A 19,040-nucleotide genomic window follows, 5' to 3' on the forward strand; every position below is an offset into this window, starting at 1 on the left:
CTTGCCACCCACCCGCCCTGATGGTTCGATGGGACTCATGGCAACCGCAGATACCGCAGAGAGCTATGTCTTAGCGATCGGGACCAAGAAAGGCCTGTGGCTGGCTACCAGCCCGGACCGCAAGGAATGGTCCCTCTCCGGCCCGCACTTCCTGATGAGCGAGATACCCAGCATCGGGATAGACACGCGGGGCGGCAAAACCAGGATCATGGTGGGTGTGCGATCAGAGCATTGGGGTCCCACCGTGGCCCACTCCGACGACCTTGGTGCCACCTGGACCGAGCCTGAGCAAGGCGCCATCAAATTCCCGGACGGCACCGACGCCGCCTTGGAACGGATCTGGCAGATCCACCCCGACGCCGACTCCCGCCCCGGCGTCGTCTGGGCTGGTTGCGAACCGATTTCCGTGTGGAAATCCACCGACGGCGGCGAGCACTTTGAGCTCAACCGCGGGCTGTGGGACCACCCGCATCGCAGCGAATGGGGCGCCGGCTATGGTGGCGCGGCTGCGCACTCGATCGTGGTTGATCCGTCCGGCGAAAAGGTCCACATCGCCATGAGCACTGGCGGCGTTTACAGATCGCTCGACGGCGGGACGTCCTGGGAGCCCCGCAACAAGGGAATCTCGGCCTACTTCATGCCCGATCCCAATCCGGAGTTCGGCCAGTGCGTTCACAAGATCGCAGCGGATGCCGCCGTCGAGGGCCGCTTGTATGCGCAGAACCATCACGGCGTGTACCGCACGGACGATAACGGTGAGAATTGGGATTCCATCGCGGAGGGGCTGCCGGCGGACTTTGGCTTCGTCATGCTGACGCATCCCCGCCGCGAGGGCACGGCTTGGGTCATTCCGTTGAAGGCCGATGGCGAACGCATCCCTCCTGACAGCAAGCTCAGCGTGCACCGAACCAACGACGCAGGAAACTCGTGGACTGAACTGCACACGGGACTTCCGGACCACGAATACAACGCCGTCCTGCGCGATGCGGCGTCCGTGGACACAGCCGAACCCGTTGGCGTGTATTTCGGAACCCGCGGCGGTGCCGTGTACGCCAGCGCCGACGAGGACGGGACCTTTACTGAAGTGGCCTCGCACCTACCGGACGTACTGTGCGTGCGGGCCGCTGTCGTGGTTGGCAACGCCGCAGGCGTGGAAGCCCCGCTGGCTGCGGCGGAAGCCACTGTGATTGCCGAAGCCGCAGTGATTGTGGAGGAAGCGGCCCGGTCGATTGACCCCACTCCGGACGATCAATCCAGCGCCCCGGTACCTGGTTAGGTCCGTTGTGGCTGACTTTACGGTCCTGTTGCCTGGTGTCCTGCAGCCGCTCGTCGGCGGACAGTCCTATCTGACTGCGTCCGCCGACGGGGCTGTGACCGTGGGACAGTTGCTGGATTCTGTGACCGGAGATTATCCGGTGCTGGCCAGGCGTTTGCGTGATGAAACCGGGGCGCTCCGCCGTTTCGTGAATATTTACGTGAACGGTGATGAGGTCCGGCGTCTGAAGGGTCTTGATACGGAGGTCGCGGCCGGCCAGGAGGTCCTGATTGTCCAGTCCGTGGCCGGTGGCTGAGCGGGGTTTGGGGTCAAGCCGGTTCAGGCGACGCGCCAAACACTGCATTCGTCGGTATTGATGGCCTTCCTCATACCTGAGGCGTGATCCATGATCCAGACGACGCCGATTCCCGGCGCGGTTTCCTGGACCTGTCCGCGGCGGATGACCACGTCATCGTAGGCGGGTCCCACGGACAGGCGGGCTTCGATCTCGTCTCCACGGTGGAGCTGGCTGATCGCGCGTATACGTGTTGTGTGTGTTGTGACTTCCTTCAACATTGTGGCCTCCTGGGCTGGAGCTTGTGCCTGCACTTGCCGGCTATTCCAGTGTGGCGGGCCAATGTTGCCACGGTATTTCGGGGCGGTTAGGGTCCGGTTAGCATTCCGGGTTGCTTGCATTTCCGGTGGCCCCGCCCCGCCTTCCGGGTGCACTGCGGCCGCGGCTGTAGCCTGATCTCGGTTCCTGAGACTCACAGGAACCAACAGGCTCCATCCCCGGGGAGATTCAATGGGTGTTTTGCGGCGATCGATCGCGTTGTCTACAGGCCTGGTGGTGTTTGCCGCGGGCCTGTTTTTCGTCCAGGCGCCGGCCACGGCCGTTCCCTTGCCGGGGCCGGACAATCCGAACGTCCAGTTCGTGGAAGGAACACCGCACTCGGAGCATACGTTCGAGACGCCTCCCGTCGACAACGCACCCAAGGGACAGGCCGACGTCGACTCCCTCCTCCGCGACGGGGCGCTGGCCGCCGGCCCGGGCGGAGATATCCGCGTCCGCCTGGTGACGGCCAAGCTGGCGGACAACACCAACCCGGTTTCGATGGCGGGTGCCGAGCAGGCCGTGGCTGCGACCAGCAGCTACTGGAAAGCGATGACGGCCAACAAGCTGTCCATGTCCGTTGCCAGCAAGGTGGCCGGGCACCAGTCCAAGGCGAAGTCCACGGACAGTTACAGCACCATCATGTCCACCATCACCAGTGAGCTGAAGTGGTCCGCGAGCCCTTACACGGCGTTGGTGATCTTCGTTCCCACGGCCACGCTGTCCGGGAATGCGCTGGGCGCCGGCTACAGCAGCGGCAGCTACAGTGGTCGCGTCCTGATGCCGCAGATCAGCAACTTCTCCAACAATGTGATGAGCCACGAATTCGGTCACGTGATCGGCTTGATGCACGCCGATGCGCTGCAGTGCCGCAGCGGTGCTTCCGACATTGGGGTGGACAGCAACGGGCGTTTCACCGACTCTTCCTGCTACATCCGCGAGTACGGCGACACCACGGACATCATGGGTGCAGCGCAGTACGCCTCGCCCGTGGTGAGTTCCACGCTGTGGGACTTCGCCGGGCTGGGCCGCGGCGACGAAATCCGAGACGTGGGCGTTGCCACGGGGGTCAAGAGCTACACCCTCAAACCATGGGGCGGCACTGAGGCGCAGCGGGCCATCAAGTTCACGGATCCCATCAGCCGCGAGGTCTATTACCTGGAACTTCGGCAACCGGTGGGCTACGACAACTACCTCTCGGCATCGACGCAGAGCGGTAACAAGGGCGTCAAAATCGTCCAGCGCGGCGGGGCCACCATTGCCTCGTCACTGATCCTCATGCCGTCGACCGTTCCGTTCACTGAGCCCTACTACGCAAAGAACCACGCGTGGCAGGCCGGCAGCACGTTCACCACCTACACGGGTACCAAGGTGACCATCAATTCCGTCACGTCGACCTCGGCGACGGTCACCATCAACGCCGATCCCAAGCTCAAGACGCGAATGCGGTTCTCAGCAGGTGATTTCGACGGCGACAAACTCGCCGATGTCATTTCCCGCGAAGCCGACGGCTCCTTGCTCCTTTTCGCGGGCCTGCCCGGGAACCGCCTGGAGGATTCGGTGCGGATCGGCTCCGGCTGGGATATTTTCAACGCAGTGCTGGGCACTTCCGATTTCACTGGGGATGGCTTTGCGGACATTCTGGCACGCAGCAGCGACGGTGCCCTGTGGCTCTACCCGGGCAACGGGAAGGGCGGATTCCTGCCCAGAAGCCAGGTTGGCATCGGATGGCAGGGCTTCACCCAGTTAGTAGCTCCGGGTGACTTCAACGGCGATGGTCGCGCGGACGTGATCGCCTCCGATACGGACGGTCGCCTGTGGCTCTACCCGGGCAACGGCTCGGGTGGTTTCCTTGCCAGGGTGCTGGCCGGCCAGGGCTGGGATTCGTTCAACAGCCTCGCCCCTGCCGGTTCCTTCGGTGGCGGGTCCGGCGGGCTCCTTGCCCGCGCTGCTGACGGCACGCTTTATGTCTACCCCGGCGATGGTGGGGGCGGCTTCCTGCCGCGTGCCGCCGTCGGAAGTGGTTGGAACAGCGCCGGTGACATCGTCGGAGGGCAGGACCTGACGGGCGATCAGCGTGCTGACGTCCTCGCGGGCGCGTCCATGATCCTGTACCCGGGTGACGGTGCCGGCTTCGCGGACCGCCTGGCAATTGGAACCGGCTGGAACCACTTCAGCCAAGTGTGGGAGGCGGGGGATTTCGACGGCGATGCTGTCGCTGACGTCCTGGCGCGTGGCACCAACGGCGTCCTGTGGCTCTACCCAGGCAACGGGTCGGGTGGCTTCCTGCCGCGCGTGCAGCTCGGGACGGGCTGGAACGTCTTCACGGCGGTACTCAGTGCCGGGGATTTCGACGGCGATAAGCACCCGGATCTCGTGGCGAGGGCCTCCGATGGGACGCTGTGGCTTTATCCAACCGACGGGAAGGGACAATTCCTGGCCCGCAAGCAGATCGGGACGGGATGGCAAGGGTTCACGGAACTGCTGGCACCCGGCGATTTTTCGGGTGATGGCCGCGCCGATATTTTGGCGAGGGCCGCTGACGGCAGCATGTGGTTGTACCCGGGCAACGGTGCGGGCGGATTCCAGCCGTGGCGACAGATCGGTACCGGCTGGAACATCTTCAACGCGGTGATGCAGGGCAGCGACTTCAACGGCGATGGCAGCGAAGACGTGCTGGCTCGGGGGACTGACGGCGCACTTTGGCTCTACCCGGGCAACGGCAGCGGAGGTTTCCTCGCCCGGCAGTACTTGGGCTCGGGCTGGAACATGTTCACCACCTTCGCGGCCATCGGCAACGCGTTTACCGGTACAGGCGATCCGTCCCTGGTGGGCGTCGCAGGGGACGGGACGTTGTTGATGTACTCCGGGACGGGCCGGGGCGCGTTCAAACCGGTGGCGCTGAACCCGCGGTAGCTATCTGTCGTAGCTGAGACACGGATTCCATTTCTGTCGGAGGCGAACGTTAGCATTGCCGTATTCGCTGCGATGAGGACGGCGATCCACTCTTGATCTTGGGGGAATCCGTGTCTTTTTTGAGGATCCGGCGTTGGCGTGTGGCTGTCCTGGCGATGATGGCAACACTGCTTGCTTCGTTGGTGTTGGGAATGGTTCCGGCGCACGCCATTGGCTCGGGCCCCGGTGCCGTTCGTGTGGATACGCTCAGCAGCACGACGGGCGGTTCGATCAGCGGAACCATTTCCGTCCGTTCGGGAGTGGACCTGGGCGAGGTGGCCGTTTGGGCCATCAATCTCTATAACCCGTCCTCCACCGTTCCGATGGGAACGGTGAACCTCGATGGTACGTACACAATTCCTGGCGTGCCGGCGGGGGAATACAAGATCTATTTCCATTCCAGCCAGGCCGCGTGGTTTCCCGAGGAAATCTACGGCGGCTCAAACTTCGACACCTTTGTTCCCGTGCTGGTCAATGAGGGGCAGTCTGTCACCGGAATTGACCTGCGTATGGGTGGCGGCCGGATCCAAGGCAGGGTCGACATGCCCTTCCACGTCGACACGAATACGGTGAAAGTGGAGGCCATCGACGCCTCGGGCGGTGTCGCAGCATCCGAATACCCAGACTCCACCGGCAACTATGATCTCCGGGGCCTCCCCAGCGGAGACTACAAAATTCGAGTCACCGGGGGTGTCCTGCCCGCTTGGTATGGCGGTGGCGCGTCTTTCGCTGAAGCAGAAACTGTCTCCATCACAGGGGAACAGGACGTCTGGAACGCCACGATGACCGCTGACGCAGGAGCCAGCATCAGCGGGTATGTGGACGGGCCTTGGCCTTCGGCTGGAACCATAAGCCACCAGATTTCCGTGTGGGACCTGGACGGAAACGTCGTGAAGGAGATCATCGTAGGCCAGACCGGAACAAGCTACACGGTCAGTGGCCTGGCGCCGGGACAATACAAGCTCGGTTTGGACATCTTCACGGGGCGGAGGGCTTTCGAGGGGCAGTTCTACAGCGGAGTCCTTGAGCATGAGGGTGCTGACGCCGCGCAGGTCATCACACTCGCCGGAAATGAGGAAAAGACACGATTCGACTTCACTGCCACCAATGGTGGAACCATTACAGGGACGCTCCGCGACCAGCAAGCCCATCCTTTGCCGTTCTCGGTAGTAGAGGCTTACACGCGCGATAGTTCGCTAAGCACCCGAAAGGCTGTCACGGATGCCCAAGGACGCTACGAGATCACCGGGCTGACTACGGGTTCGTACCGTCTCCGGGGCAACACCACCAACGTCCGGTTGGCCGGCACCACCTTCTCCGGAAATGTGGCTGAAGAGCCGGAAGCGAAGGAGATTGCCGTGACCAGCGGCGCGCAGACAAGTGCCGACCTTACCTACTGGTCGCCCACGCGGTTCGCGGACATCGTTGAGGGGCAGCCGTTCGACCACCAGATCAGCTGGATGGCATCCACTGGTATCTCCAAGGGTTGGCCTGACGCTACGTACCGCCCCTTCCTTCCTGTGAACCGTGATGCCATGGCGGCGTTCCTTTATCGACTGGCAGGGCAACCCGCCTTCTCGCCCCCGGCTTCGTCGCCGTTCGTGGACGTTCCGACCACCAGCCAGTTCTACAAGGAGATCGCGTGGCTGGCGTCAACCAAGATCTCGGGTGGCTGGCCGGACCAGACGTTCCGGCCTTTGCAGCCTGTCAACCGGGATGCCATGGCCGCGTTCCTGTACCGCTTCTCCAAGGTCACGGACTTCGTTCCGCCAGCCGCTTCCCCGTTCGTGGATGTCCCGGCCAACGCCCAGTTCTACAAGGAGATCGCGTGGTTGGCGTCCACGGAGATCAGCACCGGCTGGGATGACCGCACTTTCCGGCCCCTGACGCCCGTCAATCGTGATGCCATGGCCGCCTTCATGTACAGGTTCAACGCGCAGGACAGTTAGACGCTCCTCTCAGGTGGCGCGGCGCGCTCCGTCCCAGTTGTCTCGGCCTGTCGCGTCTCAGGCACAGCGAAAAGCCCGGAATGTCAGGTGACATCCCGGGCTTTCCGTGCTCCAGACCAGACAAAGCGGGCTGGAGCGTCAGGCTTAGGCGTGCTGGGCTTGCTTGTGAAGGCCGAGCTCTGCTGTGGGTGTCTTTGCGGACTCGCGGGCCGTCATCGCTGAGACGGCTGCGATCACACAGATGACTGCGGTGAAGATGGAGATCTGAACCCATCCGCCGGGCTTGGTTCCGCCCAGCGCGGTGACGATGGCCGGGGCGAAGCCTGCCATGAGGAAGCCGAGCTGCGTGCCGATGGCCAGACCGGAGAAGCGGACCTTGGTGCTGAACATTTCACCGTAGAAGGACGGCCATACTGCGTTTGCTGCGGCGTATCCGAAGGAGAAGAACACCACGGAGACGAGGAACATGAGCGGCACCATGCCCGACTCGAGGGTCAGCAGGAACACCGGAGTCATGATGGCGCTGGCGAAGGCTCCGTAGATGAAGACGGGCTTCCGGCCGATCTTGTCCGCGAGCATGCCGAACAGGGGCTGGGTTCCCAGGGCAACAACGTTTGCTGCGACCACCAGCCAGAGCGTGATGGTGCTGTTGACGCCGGCAACATCCTGGGCGTACTTGATGGCCAGGGTTCCAAAGACAGTGCTGACTGCGGCGATGAAGGCGCAGCAGACCACGCGGAGAACATCGCGCCAGTGCAGCCGCAGGAGATCGGCAACGGGGAGCTTGGAGATCTCATTGTTCTTCTTGGCTTCCGCGAAGGCCGGCGGCTCGTGGAGGGTGCGGCGGATGAAGAAGGCCACCAGGACAACCACTGCGCTGAGCCAGAACGGAATGCGCCAGCCGATGCCGTACTTGATCTCATCCGGCAGTGCCACCACAGGGATGAACACCAGTGCCGCCAGGATTTGGCCACCCTGGGTGCCGGTAAGGGTCCAGGAGGTGAAGAAGGAGCGGCGGTTGTCCGGGGCGTGTTCAAGGGTCATGGAGGAAGCGCCGGCTTGCTCGCCGGCCGCGGAAAGACCTTGGCAAAGACGGGCAAGGACCAGCAGGACGGGCGCCCACCAGCCAATGGTCTTGAAGTCCGGGAGGCAGCCGATGACGAACGTGGCTGCGCCCATCAGGACCAGCGTGAACATCAGGACCTTCTGCCGGCCAATACGGTCGCCGAAGTGACCCAGAATCACGGCGCCGACGGGCCGGGCAACATAGGCGAAGCCGAAGGTTGCGAAGGACATGATGGCCGCGTTGGCGTCGGCCGAGGGGAAGAATACGTGGGGGAAGATCAGGGCCGCGGCAGAACCGAAGATGAAGAAGTCGTAGTACTCGACGGCGCTGCCCAGGAAGCTGGCAAGCGCGGCTTTCTTGGGTGTTCCGGTGGTTGTTTCAGTGCCTGGCGTCGCTGACGGCATTGTTTGGCTCATGGGAGGTTCCTTCTGTGACGACGATGTCGCGGATCTAGCTTCAAAGGGAAGACCAGAACGAGGTGCGGCCGGATCATCCCGAAAGTAACCACATGGTGAGAGCTACTTGTGCAATACAGCAATACTGGCTGTGAGTGGGGTCACTTGTCAAGAGATGTCACCACCATCTAGAAATAGCTCTCACTATGTGAGAGCATCGAGCTATGAGTGTGAAAGAGGACACAAAGACCGACATGGTCGGCAAAGCCCTAAGCCTTTTGGTACTTCTGGGCAATGAACCGCGGGGTGCAAGCGCGGCTGACCTGGCCAGGAGCGCCAGCCTGCCGTTCAGCACCACCTATCGCCTGCTGGGCTCGCTGACGCGCGACGGCTTTGTGGATTACGAGCCTGATGGCCGCCGCTACCACCTGGGATTGCGCGTGTTCCAGCTCGGTCAGAGGGTTTCCAATCATCACGGTTTCGCCGCCACTGCCTTGCCGGTCCTGCAGCGCGTTACCGAGCGCACGCATGAGGCCACCATCCTGTCCGTCCGCGACGGCAACCATCATCTGACGGTCAATAAGGTGGATGGCCCCAAGACCTTCCGCGTCACCAGCGATCCCGGCCATCTGGGTGCACTGCATACGACGTCGGTAGGCAAGGCCATTGTGGCGTTCGAAGAAGAGATCGAGCGGAAGCGCCTCCTGGAGGAGCTGCCCCTGGATCCACTCACGGAACATTCCATCACTGACCGCGACGCGTTCCGGGCGGAGATCGAGCAGGTACGCCGGCAGGGCTACGCGGTGATGGATGAGGAGAACGAGATTGGCATGCGTGCTGTTGCTGTGCCGGTTCTGAACTCCCAGGGCCACGCCTTCGCCTCCGTGGCCGTCGCTGTGCCCGTCTTCCGCCTGACCCTGGAGGAACTCATCGCCCACGTTCCCACTCTGCAGGAGGCTGCGGCGGAACTCGCGGCCCGCCTGCCCCAGCGCTGACCCAACTGAGTCGCAGTTAAAGCCGTTTTAGGGCCTCATAACGCCTTGAGCTGCGACTTGATTGGGTGCGCTCCCAGCAAATGTTCGCGATAAGAACATGCGTGCGGAATATGAACACTTGTAGTAGTCTAAATAACACCCGGTCAGGCGGCGCCCCAGAAAAGCGCAAGAAGCCCGCGGTGCTGAAGTCAAAGGAGCTTTAGGATGAGCAACCGAGCCGAGTCCGTTCTGGTGGGCCTCATAGGCGAAGGCGTCATGCCCTCGCTCACGCCGCCCATGCACGAACGTGAAGCCGATGTGCAGGGCCTTCGCTTGCTGTACCGCCCCATCGACCTGTTGGAACTCGCGTTGCCGGCCACCGCCGTCGGTGATCTCCTGACCGCAGCACAGCGCATGGGCTTCAACGGCCTGAACATCACCCACCCGTGCAAGCAGCTGTTGCTTGGGCACCTTGATGAAATTTCCGACGACGCCCGTCGCCTGGGTGCCGTCAATACGGTCCTCATCCAGGACGGTCGGCTGATCGGCCACAACACGGACTTCTCCGGCTTCGGCGCTGCGCTCGCCACCGGACTGCCGGACGCGAAGCTGGACCGCGTGGTCCAGCTCGGTGCAGGCGGTGCCGGCTCCGCCGTTGCCTATGCGCTCCTCAAGGCCGGCGTCGGCACGCTGGACCTCGTGGACATGGATCCCGCCCGCGCCGCAGAACGTGCCTCCGAACTCGGCGGGCTCTTTCCGGAAGCCACTGTCACGCCGCGGAGCACCAGCGAGCTGAGCCAGGTCATGCCCCTCGCCGACGGCCTGGTGCACTGCACTCCCATCGGCATGGCGGCCCACCCGGGTCTTCCCTTGGACATCGAACTGCTGGAACCGCGCCACTGGGTGGCCGACATCGTCTACCGCCCCATCGAAACGCAACTGGTCCGCGAAGCACGCGCCAAGGGCTGCGATGTCCTGGACGGCGGTCGCATGGCAGTCGGCCAGGCGGCGGATGCCTTCCAGCTCATCACCGGGCGGGAAGCCAACCGCGAACGGATGCGGTCGCACTTCCTGGAACTGATCGCCGTGGAAGACGCCGCGGCCGCGCTGGCCCCCGAGCTGACGAAGGCGGGCCACTGATGCGCACCGGAATCGCCACGGTCTGCCTGTCCGGCACGCTGAAGGAGAAGATGCAGGCCTGCGCGATTGCGGGTTTCGACGGCATCGAGATCTTCGAGCAAGACCTCGTCACGTCCCCGCACAGTCCGGAGGAAGTCCGGAGCATGGCTGCAGATCTTGGCTTGGGCCTTGATCTTTACCAGCCGTTCCGGGATTTCGACGGCGTCACTCCGGACCTGCTGAAGGCCAACCTTCGCCGGGCGGAGGCCAAGTTCAAGCTCATGTCCCGCCTGGGCATGGACACCATCCTGGTGTGCTCCAACGTAGCCACGGCAACAATCGACGACGACGAACTCCGCGCTTCCCAGCTGGCCGAACTCGCCGGGCTGGCCGGGGATCACGGCGTCAAGGTCGCCTACGAAGCGCTGGCCTGGGGCAAGTACGTCAACGACTACGAGCACGCGTACCGCCTGGTGGAAATGGTGGACCACCCCAACCTGGGCACGTGCCTGGACTCCTTCCACATCCTGTCCCGCGACTGGGACACTGCGCCCATTGAGGACATCAACGCGGAGAAGATCTTCTTCGTCCAGGTTGCAGACGCCCCCAAGCTCTCCATGGATGTGCTGTCCTGGAGCCGTCACTACCGCGTGTTCCCGGGCGAAGGCCAGTTCGAGCTCGCCAAGTTCATGGGCCACGTGGTCCGCGCGGGGTATACGGGCCCGGTGTCCCTGGAAGTCTTCAATGACGTTTTCCGGCAGTCCGACACCGAACGCACCGCCGTTGACGCCATGCGCTCCCTGATCTGGCTGGAGGAGCAGAGCGCCAAATGGCTCGCAAGCACCTCCCGTGAAACCGCAGCCGGCAACGGAAGCGCGTCCCGCCGTCGTTATCCCATGGAACTGGCCACGCTGCCCAAGGTGAACGAACCCGCCGGCTTCAACTTCGCCGAAGTCAAGGCTGACGACACCGCGCAGCTCGAGAAGCTCCTGGGCCAGCTCGGGTTCGGCTTCGAGGGCCGCCACCGCACCAAGGATGTCCAGCTGTGGACCATGGGCCAGGCCCGCGTGATCATCAACGAACAAGCGGCCTCGCACTCGGAACCGGCTATCGCCGCTTTGGGGTTCGACGTCGACTCTCCCGTGATTGCCTCCGCTCGCGCCCAGCAACTCAAGGCGCCCGTGGTGGCCCGCAAAGTCCAGGCAGACGAGGAAGTCTTCCAAGGCATCTCAGCCCCGGACTCCACCGAGATCTTCCTCTGCCAGGGCAGCCCGGACGGCACCGCGGCATGGACGCACGAGTTCGGCGAGGGCCTGGAACACTCCGCAGCGCAACGGAACGCGGTCATCGACCACGTCAACCTCGCCCAGCCGTGGCAGCACTTCGATGAAGCCGTCCTCTTCTACACCAGCGCTTTGGCCTTGGAACCGCAGCCGTTCGCGGAGGTTCCCAGCCCCAGCGGACTGGTTCGCTCGCAGGTCATGGAGACAAGCAACGGCGCGGTCAGGCTGGTCCTCAACCTTGCGCCCGCCCAGCAAGCCCAGGAAACAGCTCGCAAAACGTATCAGGAACACATCGCCTTCGCCGTGGACGACCTCGTGGCCACGGCCAGGTCAGCCCGCGACCGTGGCCTTGAGTTCCTGCAGATTCCGGCCAACTATTACGAGGACCTGGACGCCCGGTTCGATCTTGAACCCGGGTTCCTGGGCACCCTCAAGGAGCTCAACCTCCTGTATGACCGGGACGCCAACGGCGAATTCCTCCACTTCTACACCGCCACCGTGGGCAGTGTGTTCTTCGAAATGGTGGAACGTCGGGGCAGCTATGACGGTTATGGGGCGCCCAACGCCCCGGTGCGCCACGCCGTCCAATACGACTCGCTCCACCGGGTGTAACCCCGCCGCCGCCCCGCAAACAAAGAGAACCCATCAACCGAAAGGAGCCGGCCGTGCCGCAAGAACAGACAGCACAGGCGCTTGAATCCGAGGAACTCGTGCCAGCCGCTGAGCCTCACGCCGCGCATGATTCCAAGAAAGTGGAAACCCAGGCGGATCTCAGTGCTGAGATCAAGGGCATCGGGGATCGCTACGCCGAGGCCCTGAAGAACGGCAAAAGTCCCGAGACCATGCCGCGCCTGGACTACGCGCCGTACCGCAGCAGCATCCTGCGCCACCCCACCAAGAGCCTGCACCACGCGGACCCGGAGACCATCGAGCTCTACTCACCGGCCTTCGGACACCAGGACGTGCACGCGCTGGAATCGGACTTGACCATCCAGCACAACGGGGAACCGCAGGGCGAGCGGATCATCGTCGCCGGCCGTGTCCTCGATGGCGACGGCCGCCCGGTGGCCGGTCAGCTCGTGGAGATCTGGCAGGCCAACGCATCCGGCCGCTACATCCACAAACGCGATCAGCACCCTGCACCGCTGGACCCGAACTTCACCGGCGTCGGCCGTTGCATCACGGGCGAGGACGGCTCGTACAGCTTCACCACCATCAAGCCCGGCGCGTACCCGTGGAAGAACCACCTCAACGCTTGGCGCCCGGCGCACATCCACTTCTCCATGTTCGGCTCGGAGTTCACGCAGCGCATCGTCACCCAGATGTACTTCCCGGGCGACCAGCTCTTCCCGCTGGACCCCATCTACCAGTCGATCGTGGACCAGGACGCCCGCGACCGCCTGGTGGCGCAGTACGACCACGAGCTCACCAGCCCCGAATGGGCCCTCGGCTACAAGTGGGACATCATCCTGACCGGTTCCAAGCGGACCTGGACCGAAAACGAAGCATACGGCGACGCCGGGGACGAGGAGTAAGCGCATGAGCAAGCTGGCACCCACACCGGGCCAGACCGTAGGCCCCTTCTACGGCTACGCCCTTCCCTATGACAAGGACAACGAACTCCTGGCACCGGGCAGCCCCGGAAGCATCCGCCTCCAGGGCACCGTGTATGACGGCGCCGGAAACACCATTCCGGACGCCATCCTCGAGATCTGGCAGCCGGACTCCGAGGGCAACATCGTCCAGCGCACCGGCTCCCTGGTCCGCGACGGCTACACCTTCACCGGTTGGGGCCGCGGCGCCGTTGGCAACTCCGGCGTGTACACCTTCACCACGGTCAACCCAGGGCCCACGGCTCCCGGCGCTGCGGCGTTCATCTCGGTAGCCGTCTTCGCCCGCGGCCTCATGAACCGCCTCTTCACCCGCGTGTACCTGCCGGAAAATGAGGAAGCACTGGCCAACGATCCCCTGCTGAGCTCCTTGGATCCGGAGCGCCGCAAGACGTTGATTGCACGCCGTGATGCCGATGGCGGCCTCACCTGGGACATCCGCCTGCAGGGCGGCGACGAGACCGTGTTCCTGGACTTCCAGCAGGACGGTTCGCTCGACATCACTACGGAAAACCAGGCATGACCGACGGCGACTTCGGCCTCCTTAGCCCCGTCTCGGCGTCGCCCGCTGTGGTGGCGCTGACGGGCGACCGTGCCGTGATCGCGGCAATTCTCGACGTCGAAGCCTCCTGGGCTGCCGTCCTCGAGGACGCGGGACTTGTCCCCGCCGGATCCGCCGCCGTGGTGGCCGAAGCCGCCGATGCCGGTTCCTACGACGTTCTTTCGGTAGCGGAGCGCGCCCAAGGCGGCGCCAACCCGGTGATCCCCCTTCTCGGGGATCTCCGAGCCCGCGTGAAGTCCTTGGATTCTGCAGGAATCGCCGGCAGGGCAGTCCACACCTCGCTGACCAGCCAGGACGTCCTGGACTCCGCCCTCATGCTGCTCGCCAGCCGCGCAATTGCTGCGCTGCTGGTCGACGTGAAAGGCACTACGACGGCGCTCGCCGCCTTGGCGGAACAGCATGCGGAGACGCTGTGCGTGGGCAGGAGCCTGACACAGCATGCGCTTCCGTATACCTTCGGGCTCAAGGCTGCGCAGTGGTTCCACGGTGTGGCCGCTGCGGCAGCCCGGTTGGGGTCCCTGGAACTGCCGGTGCAGTGTGGCGGAGCGGGTGGAACGTTGGCTTCGGCGACGAAGCTGACTGCGGGCACTGCCGCCACGGCGTTTACGCTTGCCGATGCATTGGCTGCTCAGCTGGGCCTTGCGCCAGCTCCCGCTCCCTGGCACACCAACCGCCTGGCCGTCACGGCACTCGGCGATGGGCTCGCTGCCCTGATCGATTCCTGTGGCAAGATCGCCGCCGATCTCCTGTTCCTGAGCCGCCCGGAAGTCGCCGAACTCGGCGAACCGTTGGCTGCCGGGCGGGGTGTTTCCTCGGCCATGCCGCAGAAGCAGAATCCGGTGCTGTCAGTGCTGATCCGCAGTGCCGCATTGCAGGCGCCCGGACTCGCATCCCAGCTCCACCTCGCGGCGGCAACCTTCAACGACGAGCGACCCGACGGTGCCTGGCACAGCGAATGGCCGGCATTGCGCCAGCTGCTCGCCCTGGCATTGGGAGCCGCTGGACATCTTCGCGAGCTCACGGAGGGCCTCAGGGTCTTCCCCGAATCCATGCGCAGGAACCTGGAGATCTCGGGACCGCTGCTGCTCAGCGAGGGTGTGGCGGCCGCCGTCGCTCCGCTCCTGGGCGAGGACGGAAAGCAGAAGCTGCAGGCCGTCGTCGACGAAACCCTGAAGGCGCCCGCTGCGGAACAGTCCCGCATCTACACCAAGCTGCTGCGCGAAACCGTCCCCGCGGACAAACTCACGGACGCCGAACTCGAAGCACTGCTGGATCCCGCGAGCTACCTCGGCGAAGCCCAGGAGATCAGCCGACGGATCCTGGCCGCGTACCCGCAATTCACCGGAACCTCAACGAAGGGAGCCACTCGTGGCTAAGCCAACTGTCAAGGCCGTGCTGCTCTCCCCGCAGCGCGAACTGGGAGCGAAGCCGCTTCTGGTGGTGGGCCCGTCGCTGGGCACCTCCACTATTCTCTGGACGGAAACCGCGGCCCTCCTGGGTGACGACTATGACGTCATCGGCTGGGACCTCCCCGGACACGGCATCTCGCCGACCACCACCGAAGGTTTCGATGTCGCGGAACTGGCTGACGCCGTCGTCGACCTTGTTGACTCTGTACTCCCGGGCGCGAACTTCCACTACGCGGGCGTTTCGCTGGGCGGGGCCACTGGCCTGCAGCTCGGCATCAAGCACGGCGACCGCCTCCGCAGCCTGTCCGTCCAGTGCAGCGGTGCCAAGCTCGGCACCCCCGAGGGCTGGCTGGAACGCGCCGAAACGGTTCGCACGCTGGGCACGCCTGTGATGATCCAAGGTTCCGCCGAGCGTTGGTTCGGCCCGGGGTTCATGGACCGCCAGCCGGAGATCAGCAGCCGCCTCCTGCATGCCCTCCGCGATGCCGACCGCTTTGGTTACTCATTCTGCTGCGAAGCCCTTGCCGCCTTCGACGTCCGCGAGCACCTCGGCAGCATCACCGTGCCCACGCAGGTGATCGCCGGCGTAGCGGACGAGGTAGCGCCGCCGTCGATGGCTGAGGAGACTGCCGCTGCCATCCGCGCCGGCGGTTCCTACGCCGAGGCCGTGGCGCTCGACGGCGTCGGTCACCTCGCGCCCGCAGAGGCGCCCGCCGCAGTAGCGGAACTGATGCGCAACTTTATGAAGGAGAACGGACTGTGAGCCCTGTTTCTGAACACAATGGTGCCGTGCAGCCCGACGCAACTGCGCAGGACATTTACGACGCCGGCATGGTGGTCCGCCGTGAAGTACTGGGCGATGCCCATGTCGACCGGGCCAATGCCAACAAGGATTCCTTTACCGAGGACTACCAGGACATGATCACCAGGATCGCCTGGGGTGGCATCTGGACGCGGCCAGGCCTCAGCCGGCAGATGCGCTCCGCCGTCACCCTCACGGCACTGGTGGCGCACGGTCACTGGGAGGAGCTCGCCATGCACGTCAGGGCGGCCCTCAACAACGGCCTGGGCAGGGACGAAATCAAGGAAATCCTGCTGCAGACCGCTATCTATTGCAGTGTTCCGTCGGCCAACTCGGCCTTCAAGACGGCCCAGAAAGTATTCGCCGAGATCGACGCGGCTTCCCCCTCCAACGAACCCAACTGATTTCCTCCCTAGTCGGGCAGATAGAAAGTGAAACCCATGAACCAGGCTTTTGTGTACGACGCCGTGCGCACGCCCTTTGGCAAGTTCGGCTCCGGCCTTGCTGCTGTCCGTCCCGATGACCTTGCCGCCCACGTGGTCCGTGAGTCCGTCAAGCGGGCGCCGGGATTGGATGTTGAGCGGATCGACGAGGTGGTGTTCGGCAACGCCAACGGTGCCGGCGAGGAAAACCGCAACGTTGCCCGCATGGCGACGCTGCTGGCTGGATTGCCCGTGTCGATTCCCGGCACCTCGGTCAACCGCCTGTGCGGCTCGTCCCTGGATGCGGCGATCATCGCTTCGCGCCAGATCAACGCCGGCGACGCCGACCTCATGCTGGTGGGTGGCGCCGAGTCCATGTCCCGTGCGCCCTGGGTGCTGCCCAAGACGTCCAAACCGTACCCGGCCGGTGACATGACCTTGGCCTCCACCACGCTCGGTTGGCGTTTGGTGAACCCGGCGATGAACAAGGACTGGACCATCTCCCTGGGCGAGGCTACGGAACGGCTGCGCGAGAAATACGGGATCACCCGGGAACGCCAGGACCAGTTTGCTGCGGATTCGCACAACCTGGCCGACGCTGCGTGGAACGAAGGCTTCTACGATGCTTTGGTGACAGCGGTGCCGGGCACCGACCTTGTCCGGGACGAGGGCATCCGTGCCGGTTCTTCCGCTGAGAAGCTGGCTGGTTTGAAGACCGTTTTCCGGGCCGAGTCTGAGGCGTCCGACGGCGGTACGGTCACCGCGGGGAACGCCTCGCCTTTGTCTGATGGTGCTTCGGCGGCGTGGATCGGTTCGGAAGCTGCTTCCTCGATCCTCGGCTTGGAGCCCCTCGCCCGCATCGCCGGCCGCGGTGCGCATGGCAACGACCCCCAGTTCTTCGGGTTCGCCCCGGTGGAGGCCGCGAACAAGGCCCTCGCGAAGGCGGGCATCGGCTGGGACCAGGTGGGCGCCGTCGAACTTAACGAAGCGTTCGCCGCGCAATCGCTGGCGTGCGTTGATGCGTGGGGGATCGACCCCGGAATCGTGAACCAGCACGGTGGCGCGATCGCCATGGGCCACCCGCTCGGTGCTTCCGGTACCCGCATCCTGGGCACGCTCGCCCGGTCCCTGCAGGCCTCCGGCCAGCGCTGGGGTGTCGCGGCGATCTGCATCGGCGTGGGCCAAGGCCTGGCCGTGGTGCTCGAAAACGTTACTGCCGGCGCGTCGGCATAGAAGGGTAAAGAGTCATGTTGAATTTCATTGACACTGTGGGCGAGGCTGTCGCCGGCATCAAGGACGGTTCCACCGTGATGATCGGCGGGTTCGGCAACGCCGGGCAGCCGTTCGAACTGATCGACGCCCTCATGGATTGCGGCGCAAAGGATCTCACCGTGGTCAACAACAACGCCGGCCAGGGCGACCAAGGCCTGGCGTTGCTGATCAAGGAAGGCCGGGTCCGCAAGATGATCTGCTCCTTCCCGCGGCAGTCCGATTCCTGGCACTTCGACGCCAAGTTCCACGCCGGTGAGATCGAGCTGGAGCTGGTCCCGCAGGGCAACCTGGCCGAGCGCATCCGGGCCGCGGGCGCGGGTATTGGTGGATTCTTCACTCCGACCGGTTACGGCACCACGTTGGCTGAGGGCAAGGAAACCCGCATTATCGATGGCCGGGGCCAGGTGTTCGAAACGCCGATCCACGCCGACGTCGCCCTGATCAAGGCACTCAAAGCCGACGGCAAGGGCAACCTCGTCTACCGCAAGACCGCCCGGAACTTCGGCCCCATCATGGCCGCCGCTGCCAAGCACACCATCGTGCAGGTTTCGGAGATTGTGCCCACGGGTTCCCTGGACCCGGAGAACGTGGTGACACCCGGTATTTACGTCAACAGCGTGGTCCGCGTCGATTCTGCCGGAACAAAAGAACAGGTGGCCTGATCATGAGCACCGAAACCAGCATCCAGACCTCCGAGAAGCCGCTGGGCCGCGATGAGCTCGCCCAGTTGGTGGCCCGCGACATCGCCCCGGGTTCGTTCGTGAACCTGGGCATCGGCCAGCCGACGCTCGTGTCCAACTACCTCACCGAGGAACAGAACATCACGCTCCACACGGAGAACGGGATGCTCGGCATGGGCCCGGCCGCTGAAGGCGAGGAGATTGACGGCGATCTCATCAACGCCGGCAAGATCCCCGTCACCGAACTGCCCGGAGCCTCGTACTTCCATCACGCCGACTCGTTCGCGATCATGCGCGGTGGGCACCTGGACATCTGCGTGCTCGGCGCCTTCCAGGTATCCGCCACCGGCGACCTCGCCAACTGGCACACCGGCGCCCCGGACGCGATCCCGGCCGTTGGTGGAGCCATGGACCTCGCAACGGGCGCCAAGGACGTTTTCGTGATGATGACGCTCCTGACACGTGAGGGCGTGTCCAAGCTGGTGGAGCAGTGCACCTACCCGTTGACCGGCGTCGGCTGCGTGACGCGCGTGTACACGGACAAAGCAGTGTTCCTCACAGGGCCCGACGGCGTCACCGTGCGGGAGACCTTCGGCTGCACCTTCGAGGAAATCCAGGAACTCGTGCCGCTGCCCCTGAAAAAGGCAGAGTAGGCCCCGCAAGTTTGGGCTCCT

At 64.2% G+C, this 19,040-nt stretch carries 17 protein-coding genes; 15 read left to right on the top strand and 2 right to left on the bottom strand.

The window, feature by feature from the left end; all coding sequences use genetic code 11:
* The first annotated feature begins 37 nt into the window (after positions 1-37).
* Positions 38-1,276, top strand: coding sequence for a WD40/YVTN/BNR-like repeat-containing protein (locus LN996_RS10600; protein ID WP_374202220.1), 1,239 nt, complete (start codon positions 38-40; stop codon positions 1,274-1,276).
* 7 nt (positions 1,277-1,283) lie between these two features.
* A complete protein-coding gene (locus LN996_RS10605) occupies positions 1,284-1,571 on the top strand; it encodes a MoaD/ThiS family protein (RefSeq protein ID WP_159707990.1) in 288 nt (95 codons plus the stop codon).
* A 23-nt stretch (positions 1,572-1,594) separates the two neighbouring features.
* On the opposite strand, the gene LN996_RS10610 is transcribed toward LN996_RS10605, so the two are convergent.
* Positions 1,595-1,831, bottom strand: coding sequence for a hypothetical protein (locus LN996_RS10610; RefSeq protein ID WP_089597727.1), 237 nt, complete (start codon positions 1,829-1,831; stop codon positions 1,595-1,597).
* 229 nt (positions 1,832-2,060) lie between these two features.
* Between LN996_RS10610 and LN996_RS10615 the strand changes: the two genes are divergently transcribed.
* Both LN996_RS10615 and LN996_RS10620 read left to right on the top strand, forming a co-directional pair.
* Positions 2,061-4,784, top strand: a complete 2,724-nt coding sequence (locus tag LN996_RS10615; RefSeq protein ID WP_231340351.1) for an FG-GAP-like repeat-containing protein — start codon at positions 2,061-2,063, stop codon at positions 4,782-4,784.
* A 110-nt stretch (positions 4,785-4,894) separates the two neighbouring features.
* Positions 4,895-6,772: an S-layer homology domain-containing protein gene (locus LN996_RS10620; RefSeq protein ID WP_231340352.1), complete on the top strand. Its 1,878-nt coding sequence runs from the start codon at positions 4,895-4,897 to the stop codon at positions 6,770-6,772.
* A 144-nt stretch (positions 6,773-6,916) separates the two neighbouring features.
* On the opposite strand, the gene LN996_RS10625 is transcribed toward LN996_RS10620, so the two are convergent.
* Entirely contained in the window at positions 6,917-8,254 is a 1,338-nt protein-coding gene (locus tag LN996_RS10625; protein ID WP_231340353.1) for an MFS transporter, read from the bottom strand.
* 203 nt (positions 8,255-8,457) lie between these two features.
* Here LN996_RS10625 and LN996_RS10630 point away from each other — a divergent pair, with 203 nt between their 5' ends.
* From LN996_RS10630 to LN996_RS10680, 11 genes are all read left to right on the top strand, one after another.
* On the top strand, positions 8,458-9,228 hold the full coding sequence (locus tag LN996_RS10630; protein ID WP_231340354.1) for an IclR family transcriptional regulator: 771 nt from the start codon (positions 8,458-8,460) through the stop codon (positions 9,226-9,228).
* Positions 9,229-9,432: 204 nt separating this feature from the next.
* Positions 9,433-10,347 carry a shikimate dehydrogenase gene (locus tag LN996_RS10635; RefSeq protein ID WP_231340355.1) on the top strand — a complete coding sequence of 305 codons (915 nt, stop codon included), beginning with the start codon at positions 9,433-9,435 and terminating at the stop codon, positions 10,345-10,347.
* Positions 10,347-12,221, top strand: coding sequence for a bifunctional sugar phosphate isomerase/epimerase/4-hydroxyphenylpyruvate dioxygenase family protein (locus LN996_RS10640; protein WP_231340356.1), 1,875 nt, complete (start codon positions 10,347-10,349; stop codon positions 12,219-12,221). The genes LN996_RS10635 and LN996_RS10640 overlap by 1 nt, the downstream gene beginning before the upstream one ends.
* 53 nt (positions 12,222-12,274) lie before the next feature.
* Entirely contained in the window at positions 12,275-13,144 is an 870-nt protein-coding gene (gene pcaH / locus LN996_RS10645) for a protocatechuate 3,4-dioxygenase subunit beta (protein WP_231340357.1), read from the top strand.
* Positions 13,145-13,148: 4 nt separating this feature from the next.
* Positions 13,149-13,742 carry a protocatechuate 3,4-dioxygenase subunit alpha gene (gene pcaG / locus LN996_RS10650; RefSeq protein WP_231340358.1) on the top strand — a complete coding sequence of 198 codons (594 nt, stop codon included), beginning with the start codon at positions 13,149-13,151 and terminating at the stop codon, positions 13,740-13,742.
* Positions 13,739-15,157 carry a lyase family protein gene (locus LN996_RS10655; protein ID WP_231340359.1) on the top strand — a complete coding sequence of 473 codons (1,419 nt, stop codon included), beginning with the start codon at positions 13,739-13,741 and terminating at the stop codon, positions 15,155-15,157. Before pcaG ends, LN996_RS10655 begins: the two co-directional genes overlap by 4 nt.
* Entirely contained in the window at positions 15,150-15,953 is an 804-nt protein-coding gene (locus tag LN996_RS10660; RefSeq protein WP_231340360.1) for an alpha/beta fold hydrolase, read from the top strand. Before LN996_RS10655 ends, LN996_RS10660 begins: the two co-directional genes overlap by 8 nt.
* The gene (gene pcaC, locus LN996_RS10665) at positions 15,950-16,396 is read left to right on the top strand and encodes a 4-carboxymuconolactone decarboxylase (protein ID WP_231340361.1); all 447 of its coding nucleotides are present in this window, start codon (positions 15,950-15,952) and stop codon (positions 16,394-16,396) included. Before LN996_RS10660 ends, pcaC begins: the two co-directional genes overlap by 4 nt.
* A 36-nt stretch (positions 16,397-16,432) precedes the next feature.
* Positions 16,433-17,647, top strand: coding sequence for a thiolase family protein (locus LN996_RS10670; RefSeq protein WP_231340362.1), 1,215 nt, complete (start codon positions 16,433-16,435; stop codon positions 17,645-17,647).
* 14 nt (positions 17,648-17,661) lie between these two features.
* Entirely contained in the window at positions 17,662-18,348 is a 687-nt protein-coding gene (locus tag LN996_RS10675; RefSeq protein WP_231340363.1) for a 3-oxoacid CoA-transferase subunit A, read from the top strand.
* A 2-nt stretch (positions 18,349-18,350) separates the two neighbouring features.
* A complete protein-coding gene (locus LN996_RS10680) occupies positions 18,351-19,019 on the top strand; it encodes a 3-oxoacid CoA-transferase subunit B (protein ID WP_231340364.1) in 669 nt (222 codons plus the stop codon).
* The last annotated feature ends 21 nt before the right edge of the window (positions 19,020-19,040 follow it).

The organism is Arthrobacter sp. AK01 (genome assembly GCF_021109375.1).
Classification (GTDB): Bacteria; Actinomycetota; Actinomycetes; order Actinomycetales; family Micrococcaceae; genus Arthrobacter.